Source organism: Paraburkholderia sp. Ac-20342, assembly GCF_017104985.1.
In the GTDB taxonomy this organism is placed as follows: Bacteria; Pseudomonadota; Gammaproteobacteria; order Burkholderiales; family Burkholderiaceae; genus Paraburkholderia.
Genome location: NZ_JAAGPQ010000020.1, coordinates 83,800 through 109,339, shown reverse-complemented (window position 1 = coordinate 109,339; position 25,540 = coordinate 83,800). Strand labels below are relative to the sequence as shown.

Sequence of the window (25,540 nt, the reverse complement as noted above, 5' to 3'; positions counted from 1 at the left end):
CGCCGGCAGCGCGCGCAGCGGCGCCGGCACGTCGAGCGTACCGAGATCGATCGTGTCGCCAGCCTTGGGCCATGCGCGGATCACGGGCTCGTGGCCGTCGCGCTGCATCAGCGCGGCGGCGCGCCATGCCGTGTCGTAGCCCGGCGCGGCCACGCGCGGCGCCGAGATCACGATGGACGGCACCGGCGGCAAGGCCGACCAGGCGGTCCGCAAATCCTTGACGTCGTTCGTGTCGTAGCGATACGTGAGACGCGTGGTGGGCGCGACCCGCAGCACGTTGCCGATCGCGGTCTGATCCGCGCAGTCCGCGTCGTTGACCACCGACGCCCACGCAAGCCCGGCGCGCACATAGCCGCCCGGCCTCGGTTCGCCGCTCACGCCGACGCTCGCCGCCGCGTCGCCGCGCGGCTCCGTGAGCGCGCGAGCCAGCACGGGCGAGCCGTCGAGCGAGACGCGCATCGTCGTGCGGCCGCCGTCGGCGTGCAGATAGTCGGCATCGACCTGCAATTCGGTGCCGTCGAGCGGCACACCGGCCGGCACCGGAAAGTAGTACTCGCGGCTCGCCCGCGGCGCATCGAGCACGGCGACGTCACGCACGCCGAGATCGCGCAGTGCGACGGTTCGCGTCGTCACGCTGTTGCCTGCACTGGTCAGCGCCTCGGCAAAACCATCGGCGGATGCGGCGGCGGCTGGAACCGGCGCGAAGCCGCCGGTGGCCGCGAGCGCGCAGCCCAGCAACAAACCGGCGATATGCAGGCAGCGGGAAGCCCCGCTACGGCGAATGCGTGCGAAGCGCTCGGCACGCGAAGCAGAGGTTGAATTCACGATCGTCTGTCAGGAAAGAAGCGGCGGGAGCGGACGTGCTGGATGCGGGCGCTACGCCTCGCCGGCAAATTCGAAGGAAGAGGCGTGCCGGCGCGCGGGCGGATCGGCTGCATCGGTGAGCGTTGCGGGGAAGTCCGCGAAGGGTTTGCCTGTCAGCGCCGCTACGATGCGTTGCGATGCCAAGCCGTCGCCATATGGATTGCACGGAATCGGCCCGGGTGCATCGTCGAGCCGTTCGAGGCAGGCTAGCACGGCATCGCAGATACCCTCACGGCTCGTGCCGACGAGCTGCACCGTACCGGCCTCGACCGCCTCGGGGCGCTCCGTGACGTCACGCATCACGAGCACCGGTTTGCCGAGCGCAGGGGCCTCTTCCTGAATGCCACCCGAGTCGGTCAGGATGATCGACGCGCGCTGCATAAGCCTCACGAAGCTCAGATAGTCGAGCGGCTCGATCAAATGAACGTGCGGCACCTCGCCAAGCGTCGCCTGCACCGGTCCGCGCACGTTGGGATTCAAATGCACCGGATAGACGATCTGCACCTTCCCGCTGCGCGCCAGATGGTTGAGCGCCTCGCAGATACGCGCGAAACCGTCGCCGAAGCTCTCGCGGCGATGTCCGGTAACGAGCAGCACCGGCAAAGCGTCGTCGAGCGGCGGCACGCGCGCGTCGAGTTCGGCACGCAGCGCGGCGTCGCCGTCCAGGCGAGCGGCAATGGCCAGCAGCGCATCGATCACCGTGTTGCCGGTCACCACAATCCGGCCATGCAGGTGTTCGGCTTCGAGATTCGACTTCGAACGCGGGGTCGGCGCGAACATCAGGTCGCTCATGACGTCGACCACGCGACGGTTCATTTCTTCTGGCCACGGCTGCATCAGGTTGCCGGTACGCAGCCCAGCTTCGACGTGCCCGACTGGTATGCGGCGATGGAAGGCGGCCAGCGCCGCCACCGAGGCGGTCGTGGTGTCGCCGTGCACGAGCACGCGGTCCGGCCCCGTGGCGGCAAGCACCTCGTCGAGTGACGTCAGGAGCCGCGCACTCAGGCCATTGAGTGTCTGATTGGCCGTCATCACCGCCAGATCGTAATGCGGCTTGATGCCGAAAAGATCGAGCACCTGACCGAGCATCGATCCGTGCTGGCCAGTCACGCAAACAACTGATTCAACTTCCGCCTCGCGTTCGAGTCGCATGACGAGCGGCGCCATCTTGATGGCTTCCGGTCGCGTGCCAAATATCGACAGAATTCTGGACCCCATAGCGTTGTTGTTACCGTCGTTTTTGTTTTGGTGTCACTAAAAATTAATCGAGCCGGATGCTATATCGACTCCCCCGAAGGGAAAGAATTCTAAGCGGCCTTATCCTAAAAAAGCCAGTGTTTATCGAGCCAAACTGCAAATTATTGATAAATTAATATAAGGAAAATTTAAATTCGCAAAACGCAAACGTTTGGCGATTTTCTGTCCATAGGTGAAACCTGGAAATTCGTGGAAATAGCGGCTTATACAGCGCAAATAATTGCCGCCGGGACGTGCCCGGCGAATAGCGCTATCAGCCGGCAAAAAGACGGCAAGTCGCGCCCCTATTGAGCAGGAAAACTTGACGGGAGAAAGATCAGCAAGAGCACGGGTGTCGACAATAACCGGTTTTATCCCGGTGCCGAACCGCCAACGAAAATGAACGCGCTCCAAAACGGAAACGACACGAATATGACCTCAATCCGGTCGTGTATTGGCGGGAGAGATGAAAAGTTTGTGCCGCATGCGGCATAGATTGCGCGAGCGATTTACAACGGTTCCGAACCCCGCACCGGTCACTCGTCGTCACGCCTCGAATCGGCGAGTCCGAGCACATCGAGGTAGGTCGTCAACGAACGCAGCACGGAGTGGGCGACCAGCACGAAAATGCTGTCATAGTTGCCGCTCACGCAGGCTTCGTCCAGGGCATTGTAGTAGGCGAGCCGGTCCTCTTTCCGGATGATCGCCGGCGGATAACCGGCCTTCATCAACTCGAAGTTCAGAAGCAGCCGACCGGTTCGGCCATTGCCATCCACGAACGGATGAATCCTGACGAACCGCGTATGCAGTTCCGCGGCCCGCTCGACCGGATGCATCGCTCCCGCGCCGTCATACCACGCGATCAACTGCTTCATTTCCGCCGGCAGATGCAGAAAATCGGGCGGCGTCGTGCTGGCGCCCGCGATCACCACGTTCTCCTGGCGATAACGGCCTGCCTCCTTGTCGTCGATCGCCTTGAGCACCAGTGCGTGAATATTCCGGATCTGCCACTCCGAGAGCGTTTCGCTTTTCGCGACGATCTCTTCGACATACAGGATCGCGTCGCGATGATTCGTCGCCTCGAAGTGCTCGCGCAACGACTTTCCGCCTACGGTAATACCCTCGAGCACGACCTTGGTTTCGCGCAGTGTGAGCGTATTTCCCTCTATCGCATTCGAGTGATAGGTCCACTCGAGCAGAAGCTTTTCGCGCAGCGACGCGAGCGTGTGGGGCGGCAGCGGGCGTGCCGCATCGAGTTGCGTCTTGCTGGCATCGACCGTTTGCAGCAGCGCCTGTAGTTGGAGAGTCATCACGTTTCCGTGTCGCAAGGAATCGGCACATCGAGGGCAAGCACCCGGGCCTGTGGAAGAGTCGCGTTATTTCTCATTCTCGAGTTGGCGCTCGAGCGCCTCGATGGCCCAGCCAGGACAAGGCCGTGCGCTCGGCGTCCCGGGCTTCGCGAGCCAGGTCCGTACCGTGCGCGGCGAACAGGGCCGTTGCGTCTGCCGGGCAATCAAGGCGACACTCTCGACCTGCGTGACGCCGGCTTGCTGCAACAGTACGAGATATTTTTCCCGATTGGTCATCGACGTACCGGCATAACAGACGGGCGCGTCGTGCATGATAGGCACATGTGCCTATCATAGCATCGGCTCATCCTCCCTCGGAATCGCACGCGGTTGCCCGCATCACTCCCCCGCCCCAGCCTCTCACCCCACCCGCGCGTAATAAAGATTCTGCGGATGCTTCGCCTCCGCGAAGAAAAACCAGCGCTCGGCAACGAGCCCCGCATACTGCACGAGCGAGGCCGCGGCCAGCAGCCCGAACGACACGTCAATCGAATGCAGGCTCGCGCCGAGCACGATCAACAGCACCGGCGCAACGAACGCAGCCGCGAGAAAAGCCCATTTAACGCCACGCAACGTCCCCGCCGACTTGCCGTGGAAAAACTCGCGCAGATTGAACGCGCCCGCCGTGAAGCCGCGCGTCACCTGCACGAGCTTCGGGTTGCGAATGCCGGTGGCGCTCTGCACGGTCGACTTCGGCCGCAAGCGCGCATTGCGCACGAGCGAGGCCGAACGGCTCGCGCATCCCGCCAGCGTCAGCAGACACGCGCAGATCGCGAGCCCGGCCGTCAACGCAGGCGCGAGCCATGCGCTGAGCGCCGTCGCGAGCGTGAAGCCCGATGCGCAGCCGAGCAACACGAAGTTGACGAGCGTCAGCGGCGTCGCCCATTCCTGCAGAAAGCGCAGGCAGGCATAGATCATCGCGGTGCAGACGAATAGCGCCACGCTCGCGAGCACGCCGAGCCAGCCGAGCGCAAGCGACCACGGCCAACCAAACGCGTGCGCGACGCCATACAGGCACGCGCACGCGAGAAACGCGGGCAGGCACAGGCATTCGCGCGACAGCCACGAGGTGCGCCACATCGCGATCGCCCGCCATGCGCGCTCGGGATGGCCGAGATGGAAAAACGACGCGATCAGTCCGAGGCCGCCCAGCACCACGGCCAATGCCGCGCCGGCGACGTAAAACGCGGTCGCGGCGGCCGGTTGCGCAACGAGACCCCACCACGCCGCGCTCTCCACGCCGACGAGCGCAATCAGCAAGCCCTGCGCCGCGCCGCTCAAAGTCGTCAGGAATACGACGGAAAATGCCGGATTCATCGTGAGGTCTCGCTGTTGTTCATGCTGTTGTTCAGATGCGCTTCGCCATCGACGCGAGATGCAGTTCGCCGCGTCCGAGCTGCGCTTCGAGTTCCGATGCGAGTTCCGCTTCGGGCGAGGCCGGCATGGGCGTCGAACCGTCGGCCGCCGAGCCGGACGATTTGCACGCGCATGCGTCGCCACCGCAACCGGCGGACGTGGTCGGCACGCGCGGCAAATAATGATTCGCGGGACGCGTGCCCCACTCCGGCATCAACTGATAGCCGCCGCGCTCCCTGATCGCTTGCGACACGACGGACTGCGGATCGTGAATGTCGCCGAAGAGCCGCGCCGAAGTCGGGCACGCGAGCACGCAAGCGGGCTGGCGATCGCGCTCGGAGAGCTTGTCATCGTGAATGCGATCGACGCACAGCGTGCACTTGGTCATCTCCTTGCGCCCTTCGTCGAGCTCGCGCGCGCCGTACGGACACGCCCACGCGCAATACTTGCAGCCGATGCAGCGATCGAAATCGACCAGCACGAGACCATCTTCCTTGCGCTTGTAGCTCGCGCCGGTCGGACACACGGGCACGCACGGCGGGTCCTCGCAATGCAGGCAGGACTTCGGAAAATGGATCATCTCCGTGTCGGGGAAACTGCCCGCCTCGAAACTCTGCACGCGGTTGAAGAACGTGCCGGACGGGTCCGCGTCGTAGGGGTTGAAGTCCGCGAGACTGCCCGACTCGCCCGACGTGTTCCACTCCTTGCAGCTCGTCACGCATGCCTGGCAACCCACGCACACGTTCAGGTCGATCACCAGCGCCATCTGGGTCATCGCACGCTCCTTGCCGTCGCTTCCGCCATCGTCAGCGTCATCGTTACTTGCGGCGGGCCGCGCCGCGCAGACGCGCCGCGAATTCGCCACGGCCCGCGAAATAGGTCTGCACGATGCGCGACACGACACCACCGCCGCCCACCGAGCCGGGCAATTCAGGCATTGCGGCGAATTGCGGCAACGTATGCCGCGCGTCGGCTTCGGCGGGATAGATCCGCACACGCACGTCGTACCAGGCGGCCTGCCCCGTCACCGGATCGGAGTTCGACAGACGCGCGGCCTGCCCATCGCCGCCGGGCAGTTCGTCGGTAATCAGGTGATTGAGCAGGAAGCCGCGCTGCGATTCGTTCGCGCCGGGGCCGAGATTCCACGCGCCGGCCGCCTTGCCGATCGCGTTCCAGGTCCATACGGTTCCCGGCTCGACGGTTTCGCTGAAGCGCGCCATGCAGCGCACGCGGCCCCATTGCGATTCGACGTAGATCCAGCCGCCATCGGCAATGCCCTGCGCCGACGCCGTTTGCGGATTCACGTAAAGATAGTTCTCCCCATGAATCTGCCGCAGCCACGCGTTCTGCGAATCCCACGAGTGATACATCGCCATCGGCCGCTGCGTGAGCGCCGTCAGCGGAAACCGCGCGAGATCGGTCACGGCGCTTTCGAGCGGCGCATACCAGAACGGCAGCGGATCGAAATAGGTTGCGAGGCGCGCACGCAGATGCTCGGGCGGTTGTCGGCCGCGCGTGCGCCCTTGCGCCGCGAGCCTGAATTTCTGCATCACGTCCGAGTAAAGCTGGATCAGGATCGGCTCGCCGAATTTGCGGAAGCCGTTTTTGACCGCCCAGTCGAGATACGGTCCGTTGCAGTTGCGCATGTACTGCAAGGTCTCGGGCAAGCGGTAATGGAACACGCAGTTGTTCTTCGCGTACTGCTCCCATTGGCGCGGATTCGGCTCGCCCACGAGCGCCTTGTCGCCGTCCTTGCCGCGCCAGCCGATCAGAAAGCCGACGCCGGAATCGGGCGACGTGGTGTGATGGACGATGAAGTCGGGATAGTCGCGAAAGCGCCGCGCGCCGTCCGCCGTGGTGAAAGCCGGAAACTTCAGGCGCGCCGCAAGTTCGATCAGCACTTCCTGAAACGGCTTGCACTCGCCGGTCGGCGGCACGACCGGCACACGCACCGAATCGACGGGACCGTCGAACTCGGAGATCGGCCGGTCGAGCATCGACATCGCGTCATGGCGTTCGAGATAGGTCGTGTCGGGCAGGATCAGATCGGCGAACGCGGTCATCTCCGACTGGAACGCATCGCACACGACGAGAAACGGAATCTTGTACTCGCCGTTCGCGTGCCTGTCGACCAGCATCTCGCGCACCTTCATCGTATTCATCGACGAATTCCACGCCATATTGGCCATGAAGATCATCAGCGTATCGATCGGGTACGGATCGCCGCGCCATGCGTTGGTGATGACGCTATGCATGACGCCATGCACCGCGAGCGGATACTCCCACGAGAACGCCTTGTCGATGCGCACGGGGCCGCCGTGTTCGTCGACGAACAGATCCTCGGGCGCGGCGGGCCAGCCGAGCGGGCCGGTCGCGAGCGGCGTATTCGGCTTGACCGCGTCGGGACTGTTCGGCGGTTTCGCCGACGGCGGCACCGCGCGCGGAAACGGCGACTTGTGACGAAAGCCGCCGGGCCGGTCGATCGTGCCGAGCAGCGACATCAGCACCGCCAGCGCGCGAATCGACTGGAAGCCGTTCGAATGCGCGGCCAGCCCGCGCATCGCATGAAAGGCAACCGGATTGCCACTGACCGTTTCGTGCGTTTCGCCCCAGGCATCGGTCCAGCGGATCGGCAGCGTGATGCGATGCCGGCGGCTCGTTTCGATCATTTCGCCGGCGAGACGGCGGATCGTTGCCGCCGCGATGCCGGTGATTTCTGCGGCCCACTCCGGCGTGCAAGCGGCGACGCGCTCGCGCAGCAACGCGAACGACGGCGTGACCGGTTTGCCGTCCTCGAGCGTATAGCGGCCGTCGAGCGCGGGCGTGACGCCCGGCGTGTGATGCGGCACCGCGCGCTGCGCGGCCGGGTCCCACCAGAGATGGTTCTGCGGAAACAGCGGATTGCCCACGGGCCGCCGCGGATCGCGCACGAAGAGGCCGAAGTTCTCGCTACCCTCGTCGAGATCGATCAGCTCGGCCGCATTCGTGTAGCGGCGCACGAACTCGTGATCCCACGCGTCGGCGGCGATCAGTTCGTGCAGGAACGCCATGAAGAGCGCGCCGTCGGTGCCGGGCTTGATCGGCACCCACTCGTCGGCAATCGCCGCATAGCCGGTGCGGACCGGATTGATCGCGATGAAGCGGCCGCCCGCGCGCTTGAACTTCGAGAGCGCGATCTTGAGCGGATTCGAATGATGATCCTCGGCCGTGCCGATCATGAAGAACAGCTTCGCGCTGTCGAGATCGGGCCCGCCGAACTCCCAGAACGAGCCGCCTATCGTATAGATCATGCCGGCCGCCATGTTCGCCGAGCAGAAGCCGCCATGCGCCGCATAGTTAGGCGTACCGAACTGCTTGGCGAAGAGACCGGTCAGCGCCTGCATCTGATCGCGGCCTGTGAACAATGCGAACTTCTTCGGATCGGTCGCGCGAATCGCGGCGAGGCGCTTTTCGAGCAGGTCGAATGCGACCTCCCACGAGACCGGCTCGAACTGCGCGCTGCCGCGCTCGGCGCCGGTCTTGCGCAGCAACGGCTGCGTAAGGCGCGCGGGCGAGTACTGCTTCATGATGCCCGAGGCGCCCTTCGCACAGATCACGCCCTGGTTGAGCGGATGCTCGGGATTGCCGTCGATGTAGCGCACCTCGCCATCGCGCAGATGCACGCGAATGCCGCAGCGGCACGCACACATGTAGCAGGTGGTGGTCTTGATGTCGAGCCGCTCGTTCTGCGTGCGGGCGCGATGCTCCATGGGCGATCTCCGGCGCGGTTGCGGATGAGCCGAAGCAGCGGGTCATCCGTGCTGCTCATACTACTCAGGCGGCTCATACGATAGCGACCATCGTATGCGCGTCGCCGTCACAAGGGAAATCGCGATTCGCGACGGAAACTATCCGGCTCGCCGATAGTTTCCGTTTGGCTTTCAGCGTTGCCGCCCCGCCGCGCCGTTCGGATTCAGATCGGCGTCAGCACTGGCTCGCCCGCGAAATGCCGCCGCGCGTTGGCGAGAAAGTTGTCGACCGACGCGGTGATCGCTTCCGGCGAGCGGCCGCCGACATGCGGCGTCAGCACCACGTTGCGCAGCCCGAGCAGCGCCTGCGGCGGTTCGGGCTCGCCCTCGTAGACGTCGAGCGCCGCGCCCGCCAGGGTTCCCGCTGCCAGCGCCCGGGCCAGGGCCGCCGTATCGACGACACTGCCGCGCGACACGTTGACCACGAAGCCGCGCGAACCGAGCGCCGCCAGCACGGTCTCGCCGATCAGATGCCGCGTGCCCGCGCCGCCCGGCGTCGCCACGACGAGAAAGTCGCTCCATTGCGCGAGTGCCGCGACGTTGTCGAAATAGCGCAGCGGCGAATCTTCGCGCGGCTTGCGGTTGTGGTAGCCGACCTCCATGTCGAACCCGGCGGCGCGGCGCGCGATCTTCGCGCCGATATGGCCGAGCCCGACGATCCCCAAACGTTTGTTCGACACATTCGGATGCAAGGGCAGATGATCGCGCCATACCCCTTCGCGCGTCGCCCGGTCGAGCTGCGGAATGTCGCGCACGACGGCCAGCAGCAACGCGAACGCGTGATCGGCGACGCAGTGATCGTTGGTGCCCGCGCCGTTGACGAGCACGATGCCGCGCGAGCGCGCGTGATCGACGGCGAGGTTTTCGTAGCCGGCGCCAAGCGCGCTCAGCAGTTCGAGTCGCGGCATGCGGTCGATTTCCGCGGCAGCAAGACCCGTCGTGCCGTTCGTCAGCACCGCGCGGATCGCCGCGCCGTGCGTGGCGAGCGCGGCTTCGCGCTGCGTCGGTTCGGGGGCGTAGACGACGTCGAACGCGGCCTCGACACTCGCGCGGCTCGCGTCGCTTAGAGGGATCAGAACCAGCAGGGATGGCTTCATGACGATAGTGTCCCGACGGGGTGAATGGACGGAGTTCGGACGGGGTTTGGACAGGGCTCAAGCCGAACCCATGATGTCCGAGTGTAGCAAGGTCGCGCGTGCATGGCCGTCCCCTCGCCGCTTTGGCCGCTTTCGCCCCCCAGCGCCTGCGAAAAAAAACGACGTCTCGCCAGTCTTTCGTTTCGGCGCGCGCGAAGCCGTCATAAAATAGCCGCACTTTCGATCCCGAGAACCTCATGCTGGATACCCTCACGAGCGGCTCTGCGCCTGTCAACGACGATTCCGGGATGTTCGAGCTCGCCCCCGTCTCGCTCTGGCTCGAAGACTTCAGCGGCGTGCAGACGCTGTTCGATGCATGGCGCGCCGCGGGCGTGACCGATCTGCGCGCCCATTTCGCGGAAGACCCGCGCCGGGTTGCCGAATGCGCGCACCGCATCCGCGTCATCAAGGTCAATCGGCAGACACTCGCGCAGTTCGAGGCCGCCGATTTCGACACGCTCACGCATAACCTCGCGTCGGTGTTCCGCGACGACATGCTGAAGACGCACCTCGAAGAGCTGTGCCAGTTATGGGCCGGGCAATTGCACTTCACGAGCCACACGGTCAACTACACGCTCGGCGGACGGCGGCTCGACGTGCTGCTCAAGGGCGCCGTGCTGCCCGGTCACGAGGAGCGCTGGGACCGCGTGCTCGTGTCGACCGAAGACATCACCGAACTCGAAGGCGCGCGGCGCCGCGTCTCGCTGGCCGAGCAGTACGCGCGCGGTCTCTTCGAGCATTCGCCGGTGTCGCTATGGGTCGAGGATTTCAGCGCGGTCAAGCGCCTGATCGACGGCGCGCGCGCGGCGGGCATCAGCGATTTCCGCGTGTTTACCGACGTGCATCCCGAGTTCGTCGAACGCTGCATGGCGGAGATTCACGTGCTCGACGTGAACCAGCACACGCTCGGCATGTTCGCCGCGAAGGACAAGAAGACGCTGCTCGCGCGTCTCGCCGACGTGTTCCGCGACGACATGCGCCCGCATTTCCGCGAGCAGCTGATCGACCTGTGGGACAACAAGCTGTTCCAGCAGCGCGAAGTGCTCAACTACTCGCTCGACGGCAACGAGGTGCACGTGCATCTGCAATTCTCGGTGCTGCCCGGCCACGAGGATAGCTGGGACCTCGTGCTCGTCGCGCTCACGGACATCACCGCGCGCAAGAAGGCCGAGGCCTACCTCGAATTCCTCGGCAAGCACGACGTGCTGACGAAGCTGCGCAACCGCTCGTTCTACGTCGACGAACTGAACCGGCTCGAACGCAAGGGGCCGTGGCCCGTGACGATCATCATGGCCGACCTGAACGGCCTGAAGCGCGTGAACGATCAGCTCGGCCATGCGGCCGGCGACGCGCTGCTGCGGCGCGCCGGCGAAGTGCTCGCGAAGGCGATGGAGCTGCCGTTCCACGCGGCGCGTATCGGCGGCGACGAATTCGCGATCCTGATGCCCGATACCGACGAGCGCGGCGGCGCCGCGATGATCGATTCGATCCATCAGCTCGTCGAGATGAACAACCAGTTCTATCCGGGCGCACCGCTGAGCTTCTCGATGGGCGCGGCGACCTGCCAGCGCGGCGACCGGCTCGAAGCGGGCGTACAGCGCGCCGATCTGCTGATGTACGAGAAAAAGCGCGCGCACTATGAGAACCAGCCGGCAACGGATGGACCGGACGCGTAAGAGACGCTGCCGGCCAGCCGATCGCGTGGCGGCGCTTGCTGCTTCGCAACTCGCCCGCTCAGGCGCCCGGAAACCTCAGCTCGAAGCGCACCACGCCCGGCATCGGGCACACCGCGCGCGCGGTGCCGCCATGCAGATGCATGATCGCCTTGACGATCGCGAGCCCGAGTCCGTTCGATTCGGTGAAGGCGCTGCGCGCCGCGTCGCCGCGATAGAAGCGGTCGAACAGACGGTCCAGTTGCGCGTCCGGAATCGGCGCGCCCTCGTTTTCGACCGTCACGGTCGCGCCCTGCTCGTCCTGCGCGCCGCTCAGGCGCACGACCGTATCGCCCGCGCCGTAACGCACCGCGTTGACGACCAGATTGTTGATCGCACGGCGGCATAGCATCGGGTTCGCCGACACCACGCCGGCCGCATCGACTTCGAAGCGCATGCCGCGTTCGTCGGCAAGACCTTCGAAATAATCTGCGATCCTGAGCAGTTCGCCTTGCAGGTCGACCGGCTGCCGCTCGATCGGCAAGCCCGCATGATCCGCGTGCGCGAGAAAGAGAATGTTCTCGGCGATATGACTGAGGCGATTCAGCTCTTCCAGATTCGATTCGAGCAGTTGCTGATATTCGTCGGCCTCGCGTGGTTGCGCGAGCGCGACCTGGGTCTGACCGATCAGCACGCCAACCGGCGTGCGGATCTCGTGCGCGAGGTCGGCGGAAAACTGCTGCAAGCGTTGATAGCCGTCCGCGAGACGATCGAGCATGGCGTTGAACGCGCGCGTGAGCTGACGCAGTTCGAGCGGCGCGGCCTCGCTGTCGAGACGCACCGCGAGATTCGCCGGGCTGATCTGCGCGGCGCGCGTCGCGATCTCGCGCACCGGCCGCAGCGCGCGGCGCAATACGCAGTAGGCGAGCAGCGTCGCGGCCAGCATGCCGATCAGCGTCGCGAGCACGATGCGGTTGCGGTACGCGGCCAGCATGCGCATTTCGTGGGTCATCGGGTGCCCCGCGATCACTTCGACTTCGGTACCGTCCTCGCGCGCTCTCGCCGTGGCGACCGCCCAATGCACGGGCACGCCGTCGGGCAGCAACGTCTGACGGATATCGGCGACGCCGGGCAGATTGCCCGCCGGACGCGCCGGCAAATCAGGCACCGCGAGATTGCCCGGATTCACGTCGACGAACGGCGCTTCGCCCGGGCGGCGAAACAGCAGCACGTCCTCCTCCGCGCCGAGCATCGTCTCGAACAGCAGCGGCCGCTTCTTCAATTCGCTGACCGAATAAAGATCGTGCACGATGCGGCTGAAATGCTCGACGCGGCCGGTCAGCACGACGTCGGCGCGGCGCTGCAGCGATACTTCGGCTGACTGATAGAAATACGCGCCGAGCGAGCCGATCACGACGCACGCGATCAGCGCGAACAGTATCGTCGTGCGTGCGATCAGCGAGCGTTCGGTCCACAGTCTCATGCGCCGTCGCCGAACGTGTAGCCGATGCTGCGCACCGTGTGAATCAGCTTCTTCTCGAACGGATGATCGATCTTCGCGCGCAACCGCTTGATCGCCACGTCGACCACGTTGGTGTCGCTGTCGAAGTTCATGTCCCACACTTCCGAGGCGATCTGCGAGCGCGACAGTGCCTCGCCCTCGCGCCGCACGAGCAGATGCAGCAGCATGAATTCCTTGTTCGTGAGCGGAATCTCGACGCCCTCGCGCGTGACCCGGCGGCGCAGCACGTCGAGCTTCAGGTCGGCCACCTCGAACACGTCGCTCTCGCGAATCACGCCGCGGCGCAGCAGCGTGCGAATGCGCAGCACCAGTTCGGTAAACGAAAACGGCTTGACGAGATAGTCGTCGGCGCCGAGTTCGAGGCCGCGAATCCGGTCGCTAACCTGATCGCGCGCGGTCAGGAAAATCACCGGCAGATCGCGCCGCGCGCGCAACGCGCGCATGATTTCCCATCCGTCGATGCCGGGCAGCATCACGTCGAGCACCACGAGTTCGTATGCGTGTTCCAGCGCCATGTGCAGGCCGTCCGTGCCGGTACGCGCGAGGTCGACCGCATAGCCGCTCTCGCGCAAGCCCTTCTTCAGATAATCGCCGGTCTTCGGATCGTCTTCGATGACGAGAATGCTCATGATGCGCGCGGCTCCTGCCCACGGTTCGACATAATGGCCCGCGGCATATCCGATCGGCACGCTCCACACGCTTCGATATGCCCGAATATGCCCGATACGCCGCAATGGCCCTGGCGGCCATTCTACGTGGCCGTCACCCTGCGTTCATGACGTTTTTGTCATCCGCCTGTCACCGCGACGAGCCAGGGCGCGAGCTAGGCTGTGCGCACCATTCCCTGTTTCACCCTTCCTGGAGCAGCCTCATGAAGATCGTTTCCGCGCGAATGCTGCGCGCCCTCACCGCCCCCGCGCTCGCCGCCGCCCTGTTCGCCACGATGCCCGCGGCCCAGGCCCAGACCGCCGCGCCGACCGGCCTGCGCGGCACGATAACGTCGCTGTCGGGCGACGTGCTCAAAGTGCACACGCGCGACGGCAAGGACGTCGACGTGAAGCTGCCCGCCGACACGCCGATTCGCGGCGTCCTGCTCGCCAACGTCAACGACATCAAGCCGGACAGCTATGTCGGCACCGCCGCGATTCCGCAAGCCGACGGCACGCTGAAGGCGCTCGAAGTGCACGTGTTCCCGGCCAGCATGCGCGGCTCGGGCGAAGGCCATCGCCCGTGGGATCTCGGCGCGAACAGCACGATGACGAACGGCACGGTCGGCTCGCTCGTGGTCAGCAACGGCCGCACGATCACGGTCAAGTACAAGGACGGCGAAAAGAAGATCGTGATTCCGCAGGACGTGCCCATCGTCAGCCTCGAACCGGGCACCCGCGCGCTGCTCACGTCGGGCACGAAGGTCGTGCTGTTCGCGCATAAGGAAGCGGACGGCTCGATGACCGCGAACTTCATCTCGGCCGGCGAGCATGGCGTGACGCCGCCGATGTAAGGCACCGCCCTTCCCTGTATTTTATTCGAATGGCCGCGCCCGCACCGGGCGCGGCTTGCCGCTTCTCTTCGCTGAGCGCTTTCCGCCGATGTCCGAACCGCAGGCAAAACCGCAAGCCATCCTGATCGTTCACCCGCTCGTCGTGCGCGTGACGCACTGGATCAACGCGTTCGCGATGGTCTGCATGCTGATGAGCGGCTGGGCGATCTACAACGCCTCGCCGATCTTTCCGTTCACGTTCCCGGTGTGGGCAACGGTCGGCGGCTGGCTCGGCGGCTCGATCGCCTGGCATTTCGCGGCGATGTGGCTGCTGTGCGCGAACGGCCTGCTGTATCTCGCGTATGGCCTCGCAAGCGGGCATTTGCGGCGCAAGCTGCTGCCGGTTCATCCGCGCGAGGTGGCGCGCGATGCGGCGCTCGCCTTGCGCTTCAGACTGCCGCACGATACCGGCCGATACAACGCGGTGCAGCGCGCGCTCTATCTGCTCGTGCTCATGCTCGGCGTGTTGCTCGTCGCTTCGGGACTGTCGATCTGGAAGCCCGTGCAATTCTCGTGGCTAACCGCGCTGTTCGGCGGCTTCGACTTCGCCCGGCGCGTGCACTTCGTCGCGATGGCCGGCGTGGCCGGCTTCGTCGTCGTGCATCTGGCGCTCGTGCTGCTGGTGCCGCGCACGTTGCCGCCAATGTTCACGGGCCGCGCGCGCCGCGTCTCGCATGCCCCGCGCGAAGCGCAGGAAAGGACTCGCGCATGAACACGCCCAAACGAAACGACGGAACCGATAGCGCCGGGAGTGCCGAAAGTGCCGCTGCCGCGCAGGATACGCGCCGCTCGCGCATCCTTCTCGCCGACCACCAGCCGCAGATCGAGCAGTTGCAGCGGCGTCTGTTCCTGCGCTCGTCGCTGTCGATCGGCGCGCTCGCGATGCTGTCGGGCTGCAACATGCAGGACGGCGATTCCGTCGACAAGGTGCTGTGGGCCATGTCGCGCTGGAACGATCGCGTGCAGGCGTGGCTGTTCAACCGCAACAAACTCGCGCCGACCTATTCGGAACGCGAGATCACCGACCCGTTTCCGTTCAACGCGTTCTATCCCGAGTTCGACGCGCCCGATATCGACGGCTCGACCTACCGGCTCGAAGTGTCGGGGCTCATCGCCGACAAGCGCAGCTGGACGCTCGAACAGCTGCGCGCGCTGCCGCAGGTTTCGCAGATCACACGTCACGTCTGCATCGAAGGATGGAGCGCGATCGGACAATGGCGCGGCGTGCCGTTCCGCACGTTCCTCGAACGGATCGGCGCCGATCTGAGCGCGCGCTACGTGGGCTTCAAATGCGCGGACCGCTATTACTCGAGCCTCGACATGGCGACTGCGCTGCATCCGCAAACGCAATTGACGCTCGATTTCCGCAACGAGCCGCTGCCGGCCAAATACGGTTATCCGCTAAAGCTGCGTGTGCCGACCAAGCTCGGCTTCAAGAACCCGAAGCATATCGCGGCCATTTTCGTGACCAACACGAACCCTGGCGGCTACTGGGAAGACCAGGGCTACAACTGGTTCAGCGGCCTGTAGCCGCCTGTCGCCATCAGACCGCGGTGACATAGCGCGGCGCCGGCTTGGGCGGCTGCCGCGGCGGCGAGTCGTACACGGCACGCATGCGTTTGACTTCGTCGCCGGGGCTGAGGCCGAACAGGCGCTTGAACTCGCGGCTGAATTGCGACGCGCTTTCATAGCCAACCCGCACCGCGGCCGCGCCTACATTCAAACCGTCCTGCACCATCAGAAGACGCGCGTGATGCAGGCGCGTGGTCTTCACGTACTGCATCGGCGAGGTGGCCGTGACTGCCTTGAATTGCGCATGAAACACCGCGAGGCTCATGCCCGCTTCGGCCGCGAGCGTATCGACGTCGAGCGAACCGTGATAGTCCGCATGAATGCGCCGCAACGCCTTCGCAATGCGGCCGAAGTGATTCTGATGCGTGAGCGCCGCGCGAATCGCATCGCCCTGCTCGCCGGTCAATACGCGATAACAGATTTCGCGCACGATGGCGGGTGCGAGAATGCGCGCGTCGAGCGGCGCGGCCAACGCTTCCATCAAGCGCTGCACCGCGTTGCTGAGCGCCGGGTCGAGCGGCGTGGAATAGATGCCGACCGGCTCGTTCTGCGCGACGCCCTGCGTTTCGTTGAGGGCCATCAGCAACTCGGCGACCATCGTCAGATCGACGCGTACCGAGATGCCGAGAAACGGCTCCTCTACACTCGCCTCGGTCTCGCATTCGAACGGCAGCGGCACCGACAGCACGAGATACTGCTGCGCGTCGTACTGGAACACCTGATCGCCGAGATAACCGCGCTTGCGTCCCTGGCAGACAATCACGATGCTCGGCTCGTACATCACCGGCATGCGCGGCATCGGCTGATTCGCGCGCAGCAGGTTGACGCCTTCGAGACTCGTGCGCGTGAAGCCGACATTGGGTGCGAGAACCTCGAACAGTTCGAGCACGCGCTGCTGCGCGAGGTCTTGCGTGGCTGGGCGGACAACTTGGGTGGACATGACGGTATGGTGACAGGCAAGAGAATAATGCTTGAAATCTAGCATCAAACAGCCTGCCGTGCCGCTACCCAGGAGTTTTAGGCAAACCTTCAAGACGATCAGGTATTCCGCGAGCGGTGTCTGGCTCCTATGATGGGAACCCTGCCGGATCGTCCTTTTCGTTGCGCAAAGCGCGCCCGTCCATTCGTTGCCCTACCTCGCATCGAGTGGAGAATCGGGTCCGCTTCGCGCTTGCCGTCGTTCGCATCACGATCCTGTTTCATGCTGGGGTTCGCCACATCCGCAACGCAGGTTGCGTATCGCTGGCGCGCCGCCTTTTGCGCCATCATCTTTTTGCTGGAGCTACCCATGAGCACGACTTATGCCTATGCAGCAACCGACGCCAGCGCGCCGCTGGTCCCGTTCGACCTCGAACGCCGCGCGCCTCGCGCCCATGACGTGCAGATGGACGTGCTGTTCTGCGGCGTGTGCCATTCCGACCTGCACCAGGCACGCAATGAATGGAAGAACACGATCTACCCGCTGGTGCCGGGCCACGAGATCGTGGGCCGCGTGAGCGCGGTGGGCCCGAACGTGACGAAGCACAAGGTCGGCGATCTCGTCGCGGTGGGCTGCATGGTCGATTCGTGCCGCACCTGCGCGAATTGCGCGGAAGGTCTCGAACAGTATTGCGAGAGCGGTTTTGTCGGCACGTACAACGCCATGGATCGCGTCGACGGCCGGGTGACATACGGCGGCTACTCGACGCAACTCGTCGTCGACGAAGCCTTCACGCTACACGTGCCGGCCAGCCTCGACCCGGCCGGCGTCGCGCCGCTGCTGTGCGCGGGCATCACGACGTATTCGCCGCTACGCACGTGGGGTGCGGGTCCAGGCAAGAAGGTCGGCATTGTCGGCCTCGGCGGTCTCGGCCATATGGGCGTGAAGCTTGCGCATGCGATGGGTGCGCATGTCGTGCTGTTCACGACGTCGCCGTCGAAGATCGAGGATGCGAAACGGCTGGGTGCCGATGAGGTGGTGATTTCGAAGAACCCGGAAGAGATGGAAGCGCATGCGAACAGCTTCGATCTCATCATCAATACGGTGGCGGCGCAGCACGACCTGAATCCGTTTTTGAGTCTGTTGAAGCGGGATGGCACGCTGACGCTCGTTGTGGCGTACCGGAGCACGATCATCCGTCGCCACAGGTGTTCAATCTGATTCTCAAGCGGCGGCGCCTGGCCGGGTCGTTGATTGGGGGAGTTGCGGAGACGCAGGAGATGCTGGACTTTTGTGGGCGGTATGGCATTACTTCCGATATTGAAGTTATTCCGATGCAGAAGATCAATGAGGCGTATGAGCGGATGCTGAAGAGTGATGTTAAGTATCGGTTTGTGGTGGATATGGATTCTTTGAGGAAGTAGTGGGTGGTTTTGCCCGCGCAGCGGATGGTTTTTTTGCCTGCGGCGCGGGGGTATGTTTTGTTGTTTTTATTTTTTTGCCTGCGGTGGTTTTGTCGTTGTTCTGACTTTGTGGGCCTTTCCTTGTGTTCGTGTCGGTCTGTTGGTGTTGCCCCTGTGTGGGGCGGTGCTTCTTTGTCGTTGTTCTTCTGGTGTTGGCCTTTCCTTGTGTTCGTGTCGGTCTATTGGCGTTGCCCCTGTGCGGGGCGGCACCTACTTTCTTTGCGGCTGCAAAGAAAGTAGGCAAAGAAAGCAGCTTCACACCGCCAGCTCTTAAGCGGGTCCCCTGGCCTGGAGGGGATCGTGGTGCATCTGGAGTCTGTCTCCTCGCGCACTCCGCGTAAGTGACAAGGCAGTCATTCTTCCGGCGGCGCTGCGCGCGCCGAACCCCAGCTCAAAAACCATCGGTTGTTTCGGCGTGTCGCCGAGGCGTAGTCGATGGCCCTCGCTTGCGAACGAACCCGCTGGTTCTCCTGGCAGCCCCGTCCGCGACGCACGCAGTGCGGAGTGGGAACGGATGATGGCTTTGTCACCTGCATTGAATGTGCGAGGGCACCGATTCCAGATGCACCACTGCCCCCTCCAAGCCAGGGGACCCGCTTAAGAACTGGCGGTGTGAAGCTGCTTTCTTTGCCTACTTTCTTTGCAGCCGCAAAGAAAGTAGGTGCCGCCCCGCACAGGGGCAACGCCAATAGACCGACATGAACACAAGGAAAGGCCAACAAAGTCAGAACAACGACAAAAAACCGCCGCAGGCAAAACCCTTTACCAGGAGCACACTCCATGATTGACCGAATAACCGCCATGCGCACATTCATCCGAATCGTGGACACCAACAGCTTCACCCGCGCAGCGGAGTCATTAAACATCCCCAGAGCAACAGCAACAACGATCGTCCAGAACCTGGAAGCCCTGCTGGGCACCGCGCTATTGATCCGCACGACACGGCGTCTAAGCGTCACGCCGGAAGGCGCTGCCTACTACGAACGCTGCGCGCAAATCCTCGCCGATATCGACGAGATGGAAGCCAGCATCCGTAATTCGACCGACAATCTGACCGGCCGTCTGCGTATCGAAATGCCGAACTCCGTTGCAACCGCAATCGTGTTGCCCGCTCTCGACGAGTTTCACGCGCTCTACCCGAATCTCGATCTCGCGATCGGCGTGAGCATCCGCACCGTCGATCTGGTATCCGAAGCAATCGATTGCAGCATCCAGCTCGGCGAATTGCCCGATTCGAGCCTCGTCGCGCGGCAACTCGGCACGCTCGAACACGTGACCTGCGCGAGTCCGGCTTATCTCGCCCGCCACGGCACGCCCGTCGATCTCGACGATCTGCATGCGCACGTCGCCGTCAATTGCGTGTCGCCGCATAACGGCCGCGAGTGTGATTTCGATTTCGAAGTGGACGGCGAAGCGCTCACGGTCAAGCTCGATGGCTTCGTCAGAGTCACCGACGAGCAGGCTTACCTGACCTGCGGCCTGCAGGGGCTCGGTCTCATTCAGCCCGCGCGCGTCGCCGCGCAGCCCTACCTCGATGCGGGATTGCTGCGCGAAGTGCTGCCGCAATGGAAACCGGTGCCGATGCCGGTTTCGATCGCGTATGTGAAAAACCGTCGCGTGTCGCCGCGCGTGCGCGCGTTCGTCGATTGGCTCGCCGAGCTGTTCGAGAAGAACGGCCACGTCGAGCAGGATCTGTCGCGCGTACGCCAGTTGCTGCGCGGGCTGCATCCCGCATGAAGCGCGAACCTGCTACGCGGCAATGCGCACGCACGCGGGGATGCGGCTCGTCACGAACTCGCTGTCCGTCAAGTCGAGCGGAATCACTTCTGTCTGATCGGCAAACGCAGCGCCGTTTGCGCCGCTTCAGGATCGAACCACCCGTTGAATCCGGCGGTTGCGGTGATAGGGCCGGGCACGTCGATCGCGCCACCACACCACGGCGGCGCCCATCGGCAACGCTTACTGCGATTCTTCAGCCCACACCGCGTTCTCGCGCGCCATCAACGCAGTCGACGCGGCCGGCCCAAACGTGCCCGCCGTATACGAGCGCGGCCGCTCGCCCGACTTCGCCCAGCCGTCGAGAATCGGCTCGGCCCATGCCCATGCCGCTTCGAGTTCGTCGCGGCGCATGAAGTGCGTGAGACGCCCGCGCACCACGTCGATCAGCAGTCGCTCATACGCTTCGGCACGACGCTCGGTGAAAGCCTGCTGCAGGTCCAGATTCAGGCTCACCGGCAGCATATGCATGCCGCTGCCCGGTTCCTTCGCGAGCATCTGCAACTGGATCGACTCTTCCGGCTGCAACTGGATCACGAGCCGGTTGCCATAGTTGCGGCCACCGCTCGGAAAAATCGAGAACGGCAGATCGGAAAACTCGATGACGATTTCCGAGAGCTTCTTCTGCATGCGCTTGCCGGTGCGCAGGAAAAACGGCACGTTGGCCCAGCGCCAGTTGTTGATATGCGCGCGCAACGCAACGAAGGTTTCGGCGCGGCTGCCGGCCGGCACGTTGTCTTCCTCGAGGTAGCCCTTGACCGCCTCGCCGTCGACCGCGCCGGCGGTGTACTGGCCGCGCACCGTGTCGCGCGCGATGTCCTCGGGCGTCATCGGGCGCAGCGAGCGCAATACCTTGAGCTTTTCGTCGCGCACCGCGTCGGGATCGAGCGACACGGGCGGCTCCATCGCGACGATGCACAGCAGTTGCAGCAGGTGGTTCTGCACCATGTCGCGCAGCGCGCCGGTCTTGTCGTAGAACCCCGCGCGGCTGCCCACGCCGACCGTTTCGGCCACGGTGATCTGCACGCTCTTGATGTACGGCGCCTGCCACAGCGGCCCGAAGATCGGATTGCCGAAGCGCAGCACCATCAGGTTCTGCACGGTTTCCTTGCCGAGGTAGTGGTCGATCCGGTAGATCTGCGCTTCGCTAAAGTGCTTGCCGACCGCGATGTTGATCTCCTGCGCGGAAGCGAGATCGTGGCCGAGCGGCTTTTCGAGCACGACGCGCGAATTGCCGTCGACGAGCGCCGCCGCGGAAAGGTTGTCGCAGATGTGCATGAACAGGTCCGGCGAGGTCGCGAGATAGAACACGCGGCGCACGTCTTCGCGCGAGGCTTCCTTCAGGCGCAGGTAATCGTCGGGCGAATCGACGTCCATGCGCACGTATTCGAAGATCGCGAGAAATTTGTCCCACGCCGCTGCGTCGAACGCCTTCTTCTCGATGAAGGGCTTCGCCTTCTGCTCCATGAATTCGCCGATGTACTGCTCGCGCGACCACGGCTTGCGGCCGATCGTGAGGATGCGGGTATCGGATGGCAGATTGCCGTGCAGATGCGCCATGTAAAGCGCGGGCAGCAGCTTGCGGAACGACAGGTCGCCGGTCCCGCCGAAGATGATCATGTCGAGCGGCAGTTCGGGTGTGGCAGAGGCTTGTTGGGTCGTCATGGCACGGTCGCAGCGTCGTAAGAGAAAAGGCGTCGATCAGAAATCGGCAGCCCGCGGGTCCGGCAGCGGAAATCCGCAGGCGTTTTTTTCCGGCAAACGTCTATGGTGCAACGTTTTGCAATAGTTTGCACGGCAACATCTGCCCCAGGTTGGGGCAAGATGCCAAGCGGGCGCGAAAGCGCCCTGTTTTCAGGGTGTTTTCGACGACAACGCCGCGCGCGCGACCCGGCACGCGGCGAGGTCCCAGGCCGCGCAGCCCACGCTCTTGAACATCACGGGGCCGCCCGGCCGCGGCCCGGCATCGCCGAGCACCGTGGCAAGGCCGGCGACGCGCGCCCAGTCCACGCGCGCCTGGATGAAATCGCCGGCTTCGTGCTTCGCGCCGGCGGGATCGTCAACGAACAGGGCGCTTCCCGCGAGCGTGTTCGCGCCGATCTCGACCATCTCCGGCGTAAACGCGCCCACGCCGATCACGAGCCGTCCGGCACGCGCCGCTTCGTCATAGACCGGCTGGCGGCTCGTGGTCAGCGCGATCACGACGTCGATCGAGGCGGGGATGGAAGCAGAGGCCGCGGCGGCGCCTCGCGCGGGTTGGGCCGGCTGCATCAGCATCCGCAGTTCGCGCGCCTTGCCGCGCTGCGCGGCGCAGAACGCCTCGGCACGCTCGGGCGCGCTGCCCTGCACCCATACGCGCGCCTCGGGGTAAAGCTCGCCGATCGCTTCGAGATGATGGAGCGCCTGCGTGCCGGTGCCGATCAGCAGGAACTCGCGCGGCGCAGCGGGCATGAACGTCGCGACGCCGAGCATCGACATCGCCGCGGTACGGCGGCCCGTCACGGTCGGGCCGTCGAGCACGAACAGCGTCTCGCCGATATCGGCGTCGAAGGCCATGACCTGGCCATGGATCGTCGGCAGATCGCGCGCGCGGTTGCTCGCGCACACGTTGACGAGCTTGTGGATCGCGAGATCGGGCGCGGTCGCGGGCATCGACAGCATGATGCCGCCCGCGTTGAGCGGCACCACGAGCCGTTCGGGGCTCGCGATGCGCTGCTGCGCATAGTCGAGGCTCGCGCGTTCGAGCGCCTCGACGAGCGCGGCGTATGGCATCAGCCGCGCGGTCGCGGCGGCGTCGAAGATCGGCGTGGGCGGACGGATCATGGGCGGGGCGTTCCAATCCTGGTGAGGGGTGGTGTTCGGTGGGCAGGACCGCGCGGGCCGGATGCGCCGGTGAGGCCTGATGGTGGCTCCGTGGCTTGCGAGCGGGCGGGGCTACCGCACAGGCACAGACATGGGCATGGGCATGGGCATGGGCATGGGCATGGGCATGGGCATGGGCATCACCGTAACCGAGCGCGGCGAAAATGACCAGCCGCGCGGATCATGCCCACGTTCGTGCTTGCGCGCCCAGGTGCCGCCCCGCTTTACCGGTCACCTGGCGCATCGCCAGCCTCGTATCGCCAGCCCCGCATTGCCAACCGCTTACTACCACGCGCCCTTGTCGCCGCCCTGCCACACTGCCGTCCTGCCGTTGCCGAACACCGCACGCCGCCGCTACCGTGCGCCGAACGTCAGCGTCATCCCGCGTCCGGCATAGAACCGCGCCATCGTCGCGAACGGCAGATACACGTCGGCCTGATGCGGCGCGACGCCCGATGGATTGTGAAACCACGCGCCCTCGCGATCGCGGCCGTGCAGCAGGATCAGATGACCGCCCTGCCGCTGGTTCGGCCGTTCGGGATAGCGGATTTCGGGGCTCACCGAAACGATCGCGAGCGTGTCGGCCGCGAGGCGCGCGGCGATCTCTTCGAGCGACACCTGCGGCAGCACGTCGACCTCGATGCCGAACGCAGCGCCCGCCCACTCGGCAAACGGCCGGTAGATCAGGCCGTCGACGCCGCCGTCGTCGCGCAGCCGGTACACGCCATGCCGCAGCGCTGCGTCGAGCAACGCCGCGCGCGGCGGATGGCCGATGCGCCAGTAGTCGAGTGCCGATTCGAGGCAGGTGAGTCCGCAGAGCCGTTTGGCCCAGAAGCGGTAGCGCTCGGGATCGGCGAAACCGCTGCGCCGCCAGTGCGGGTCGTCGCACGGATCGCATTGCCGCTCGACGATGTCGCGCACCCATGCGGGGCTGCCCCATTGCGTGTAGTACGGAACGCCGGTGTGGCGCAGTGCGGGTTCGATCATCGGTCGTAGCGGTGATTCGCGATTATTCACGGTCATGCACAGTCGTATCGGCGGGTCTCGTGGAAAACAAAAAGCTTTACAGCATGCTGCGCGGCCGCTGCATCGTGCCGTCGAAGAAACGCCCCAGACGGAACGCGGACAGATCGAGCGACGGGCGGCCGCCATCGTTGAGTTCCGCGAGCAGCTTGCCGACGATCGGCCCCATCGCGAAACCGTGGCCGCAAAAGCCGGTGGCGATCGTAAGGCCCGGCACCTGCGACGGCGCGTCGATCACCGGAATGCCGTCGGGCAGCACGTCGATCAGACCGGCCCACGCTTCGACCACCTGCGCGTCCTTGAGCGCCGGAAACAGCGCGCGCAGTTTGGCAAGCGCGCGCGGCGCGTGGCCCTCGTTCGGCTGCGGCTGCGGATCGCGCGGATACAGCACGCGCGCTTCGTCGGGCGCGCCGCCCGGCAGGCGCTCGCGCAAGTCGCGCAGACACGCGCCGTTCAGGTGGAAGCTGAACTTCTCGCGCTGCTTCCACAGCTCGGGCAGGAACCACTTGAGCGCGCGGAAATGGCCAGGCGTCATGTCGACATCGACCTGCATGTCGTCGGCGAGATTGATCGCGCCGTTCGCGCGCTGGCGGATGCCGAGGCCGTGCCCCCAGAACGTCGACGCGGTGATGGCCGGCAGCGGATTGGTGCGCATGCAGGTGCCGCGCACTGCCTGCTGCGGCAATTCGAGGCCGAGCGTGCCGAGCAGTTTCCAGCTGCTCGCGCCGGCCGCGCAGACGAAGCGCGAGGTGCGCAGCATCCCGCGCTCGGTGACGACGCCGGCGATCGCGCCGCCCGCGCGCTCGACGCCCAGCACGCCGCAGCCTTCGAAAAACAGCGCGCCGGCTTCGGCCGCGCGTGCCGCGAACGCCGCCGCAGCTCGGCGCGGTTCGGCCTGGCCGTCGCTCGGCGTGTAGAGGCCGCCGAGCGACGGACCTTGCATGCCGCTCACGACCGTATCGATCTGGCGGCGCTCGAGCGTGCGCGTGTCGAGCCCGTGCTGGCGCGCGACGTCCATCCATTGCTGGAACGCCACCCAGTCTTCTTCATCGGTCGCGACGTAGAGGCAGCCGCCCTGGCGCCATTCCAGATCGAAATTCAGCTCGCGCTCGAGTTCTTTCCACAACGGGATGCTCGCCATCATCAGCGGCACCTCGGCGGCTTCGCGGCCCTGCTGGCGCACGAAACCCCATGCGCGCGACGACTGCTGCCCGGCAATGCGCGACTTGTCGAGCACCACGACCGAGAGGCCGCGGCGCGCGAGGTAGTAGGCGGCCGCGCAGCCCATGATGCCGGCCCCGGCGATCACGACGTCGGCATGGGCGGGAAACGCTTGATCGGCGCGGGTGAAGTGCGAATGCAGCGGGTAAGTCGTGGTCATTGAATCGCGGTTATCGGGTCGGGGGGCATGGCGTGATGTTCATCGAGCCGCAACCAGCGGGCGAACGGTCCTGAACGTGGACCTCATCTTCGCAGGCGCGC

General features: G+C 64.9%; 19 protein-coding genes and 2 pseudogenes. 6 read left to right on the top strand and 15 right to left on the bottom strand.

Going from position 1 to position 25,540, the window contains the following annotated elements; translation table 11 throughout:
• From G3N58_RS11275 to G3N58_RS11240, 8 genes and pseudogenes are all read right to left on the bottom strand, one after another.
• A pseudogene (locus tag G3N58_RS11275) lies at positions 1-825 on the bottom strand (cellulose synthase); the annotation flags it as partial.
• A 51-nt stretch (positions 826-876) separates the two neighbouring features.
• Positions 877-2,082 carry a UDP-N-acetylglucosamine 2-epimerase (non-hydrolyzing) gene (gene wecB / locus G3N58_RS11270; RefSeq protein WP_167283952.1) on the bottom strand — a complete coding sequence of 402 codons (1,206 nt, stop codon included), beginning with the start codon at positions 2,080-2,082 and terminating at the stop codon, positions 877-879.
• Positions 2,083-2,636: 554 nt separating this feature from the next.
• Positions 2,637-3,389, bottom strand: coding sequence for a Fic family protein (locus tag G3N58_RS11265; RefSeq protein WP_346778259.1), 753 nt, complete (start codon positions 3,387-3,389; stop codon positions 2,637-2,639).
• An 87-nt stretch (positions 3,390-3,476) separates the two neighbouring features.
• A complete protein-coding gene (locus tag G3N58_RS11260) occupies positions 3,477-3,722 on the bottom strand; it encodes a hypothetical protein (protein WP_205999192.1) in 246 nt (81 codons plus the stop codon).
• Between the two features lie 87 nt (positions 3,723-3,809).
• Complete coding sequence (locus tag G3N58_RS11255; RefSeq protein WP_167050411.1) at positions 3,810-4,766, bottom strand: DmsC/YnfH family molybdoenzyme membrane anchor subunit; 957 nt, start codon at positions 4,764-4,766, stop codon at positions 3,810-3,812.
• A 31-nt stretch (positions 4,767-4,797) separates the two neighbouring features.
• Entirely contained in the window at positions 4,798-5,580 is a 783-nt protein-coding gene (locus G3N58_RS11250; RefSeq protein WP_205990560.1) for a 4Fe-4S dicluster domain-containing protein, read from the bottom strand.
• 43 nt (positions 5,581-5,623) lie between these two features.
• Positions 5,624-8,554: a molybdopterin-dependent oxidoreductase gene (locus G3N58_RS11245; RefSeq protein ID WP_205999191.1), complete on the bottom strand. Its 2,931-nt coding sequence runs from the start codon at positions 8,552-8,554 to the stop codon at positions 5,624-5,626.
• A 203-nt stretch (positions 8,555-8,757) separates the two neighbouring features.
• Positions 8,758-9,690 carry a 2-hydroxyacid dehydrogenase gene (locus G3N58_RS11240; protein WP_205999190.1) on the bottom strand — a complete coding sequence of 311 codons (933 nt, stop codon included), beginning with the start codon at positions 9,688-9,690 and terminating at the stop codon, positions 8,758-8,760.
• Between the two features lie 236 nt (positions 9,691-9,926).
• On the opposite strand from G3N58_RS11240, the gene G3N58_RS11235 reads away from it, so the two are divergent.
• A complete protein-coding gene (locus G3N58_RS11235; protein WP_205999189.1) occupies positions 9,927-11,405 on the top strand; it encodes a sensor domain-containing diguanylate cyclase in 1,479 nt (492 codons plus the stop codon).
• 58 nt (positions 11,406-11,463) lie between these two features.
• Here the strand turns inward: G3N58_RS11235 and G3N58_RS11230 are convergent, their stop codons facing one another.
• Both G3N58_RS11230 and G3N58_RS11225 read right to left on the bottom strand, forming a co-directional pair.
• A complete protein-coding gene (locus G3N58_RS11230; RefSeq protein ID WP_205999188.1) occupies positions 11,464-12,864 on the bottom strand; it encodes a heavy metal sensor histidine kinase in 1,401 nt (466 codons plus the stop codon).
• Complete coding sequence (locus G3N58_RS11225; protein WP_167050423.1) at positions 12,861-13,532, bottom strand: heavy metal response regulator transcription factor; 672 nt, start codon at positions 13,530-13,532, stop codon at positions 12,861-12,863. Before G3N58_RS11225 ends, G3N58_RS11230 begins: the two co-directional genes overlap by 4 nt.
• Positions 13,533-13,774: 242 nt before the next feature.
• On the opposite strand from G3N58_RS11225, the gene G3N58_RS11220 reads away from it, so the two are divergent.
• The 3 genes from G3N58_RS11220 (at position 13,775) to G3N58_RS11210 (ending at position 15,973) form a co-directional block, all read left to right on the top strand.
• Positions 13,775-14,404, top strand: coding sequence for a hypothetical protein (locus G3N58_RS11220; RefSeq protein WP_167283944.1), 630 nt, complete (start codon positions 13,775-13,777; stop codon positions 14,402-14,404).
• An 88-nt stretch (positions 14,405-14,492) separates the two neighbouring features.
• A complete protein-coding gene (locus G3N58_RS11215) occupies positions 14,493-15,155 on the top strand; it encodes a cytochrome b/b6 domain-containing protein (RefSeq protein ID WP_167050427.1) in 663 nt (220 codons plus the stop codon).
• A complete protein-coding gene (locus G3N58_RS11210; RefSeq protein ID WP_205999187.1) occupies positions 15,152-15,973 on the top strand; it encodes a molybdopterin-dependent oxidoreductase in 822 nt (273 codons plus the stop codon). The genes G3N58_RS11215 and G3N58_RS11210 overlap by 4 nt, the downstream gene beginning before the upstream one ends.
• A gap of 13 nt (positions 15,974-15,986) precedes the next feature.
• Here the strand turns inward: G3N58_RS11210 and G3N58_RS11205 are convergent, their stop codons facing one another.
• A complete protein-coding gene (locus tag G3N58_RS11205) occupies positions 15,987-16,955 on the bottom strand; it encodes an AraC family transcriptional regulator (protein WP_167050429.1) in 969 nt (322 codons plus the stop codon).
• A gap of 348 nt (positions 16,956-17,303) precedes the next feature.
• On the opposite strand from G3N58_RS11205, the pseudogene G3N58_RS11200 reads away from it, so the two are divergent.
• Both G3N58_RS11200 and G3N58_RS11195 read left to right on the top strand, forming a co-directional pair.
• Positions 17,304-18,358 (top strand): annotated as a pseudogene (locus G3N58_RS11200) (NAD(P)-dependent alcohol dehydrogenase).
• 819 nt (positions 18,359-19,177) lie between these two features.
• Positions 19,178-20,134: a LysR family transcriptional regulator gene (locus G3N58_RS11195; protein ID WP_167049855.1), complete on the top strand. Its 957-nt coding sequence runs from the start codon at positions 19,178-19,180 to the stop codon at positions 20,132-20,134.
• A 222-nt stretch (positions 20,135-20,356) separates the two neighbouring features.
• Here G3N58_RS11195 and zwf read toward each other — a convergent pair whose 3' ends face one another.
• From zwf to G3N58_RS11175, 4 genes are all read right to left on the bottom strand, one after another.
• Positions 20,357-21,838, bottom strand: a complete 1,482-nt coding sequence (gene zwf, locus G3N58_RS11190; RefSeq protein ID WP_167283941.1) for a glucose-6-phosphate dehydrogenase — start codon at positions 21,836-21,838, stop codon at positions 20,357-20,359.
• Between the two features lie 189 nt (positions 21,839-22,027).
• The gene (gene lhpI / locus G3N58_RS11185) at positions 22,028-22,996 is read right to left on the bottom strand and encodes a bifunctional Delta(1)-pyrroline-2-carboxylate/Delta(1)-piperideine-2-carboxylate reductase (protein ID WP_205999186.1); all 969 of its coding nucleotides are present in this window, start codon (positions 22,994-22,996) and stop codon (positions 22,028-22,030) included.
• A 393-nt stretch (positions 22,997-23,389) separates the two neighbouring features.
• On the bottom strand, positions 23,390-24,022 hold the full coding sequence (locus G3N58_RS11180) for a C39 family peptidase (protein ID WP_167049859.1): 633 nt from the start codon (positions 24,020-24,022) through the stop codon (positions 23,390-23,392).
• A 76-nt stretch (positions 24,023-24,098) separates the two neighbouring features.
• The gene (locus G3N58_RS11175) at positions 24,099-25,439 is read right to left on the bottom strand and encodes an FAD-binding oxidoreductase (protein ID WP_205999185.1); all 1,341 of its coding nucleotides are present in this window, start codon (positions 25,437-25,439) and stop codon (positions 24,099-24,101) included.
• Positions 25,440-25,540 lie beyond the last annotated feature (101 nt).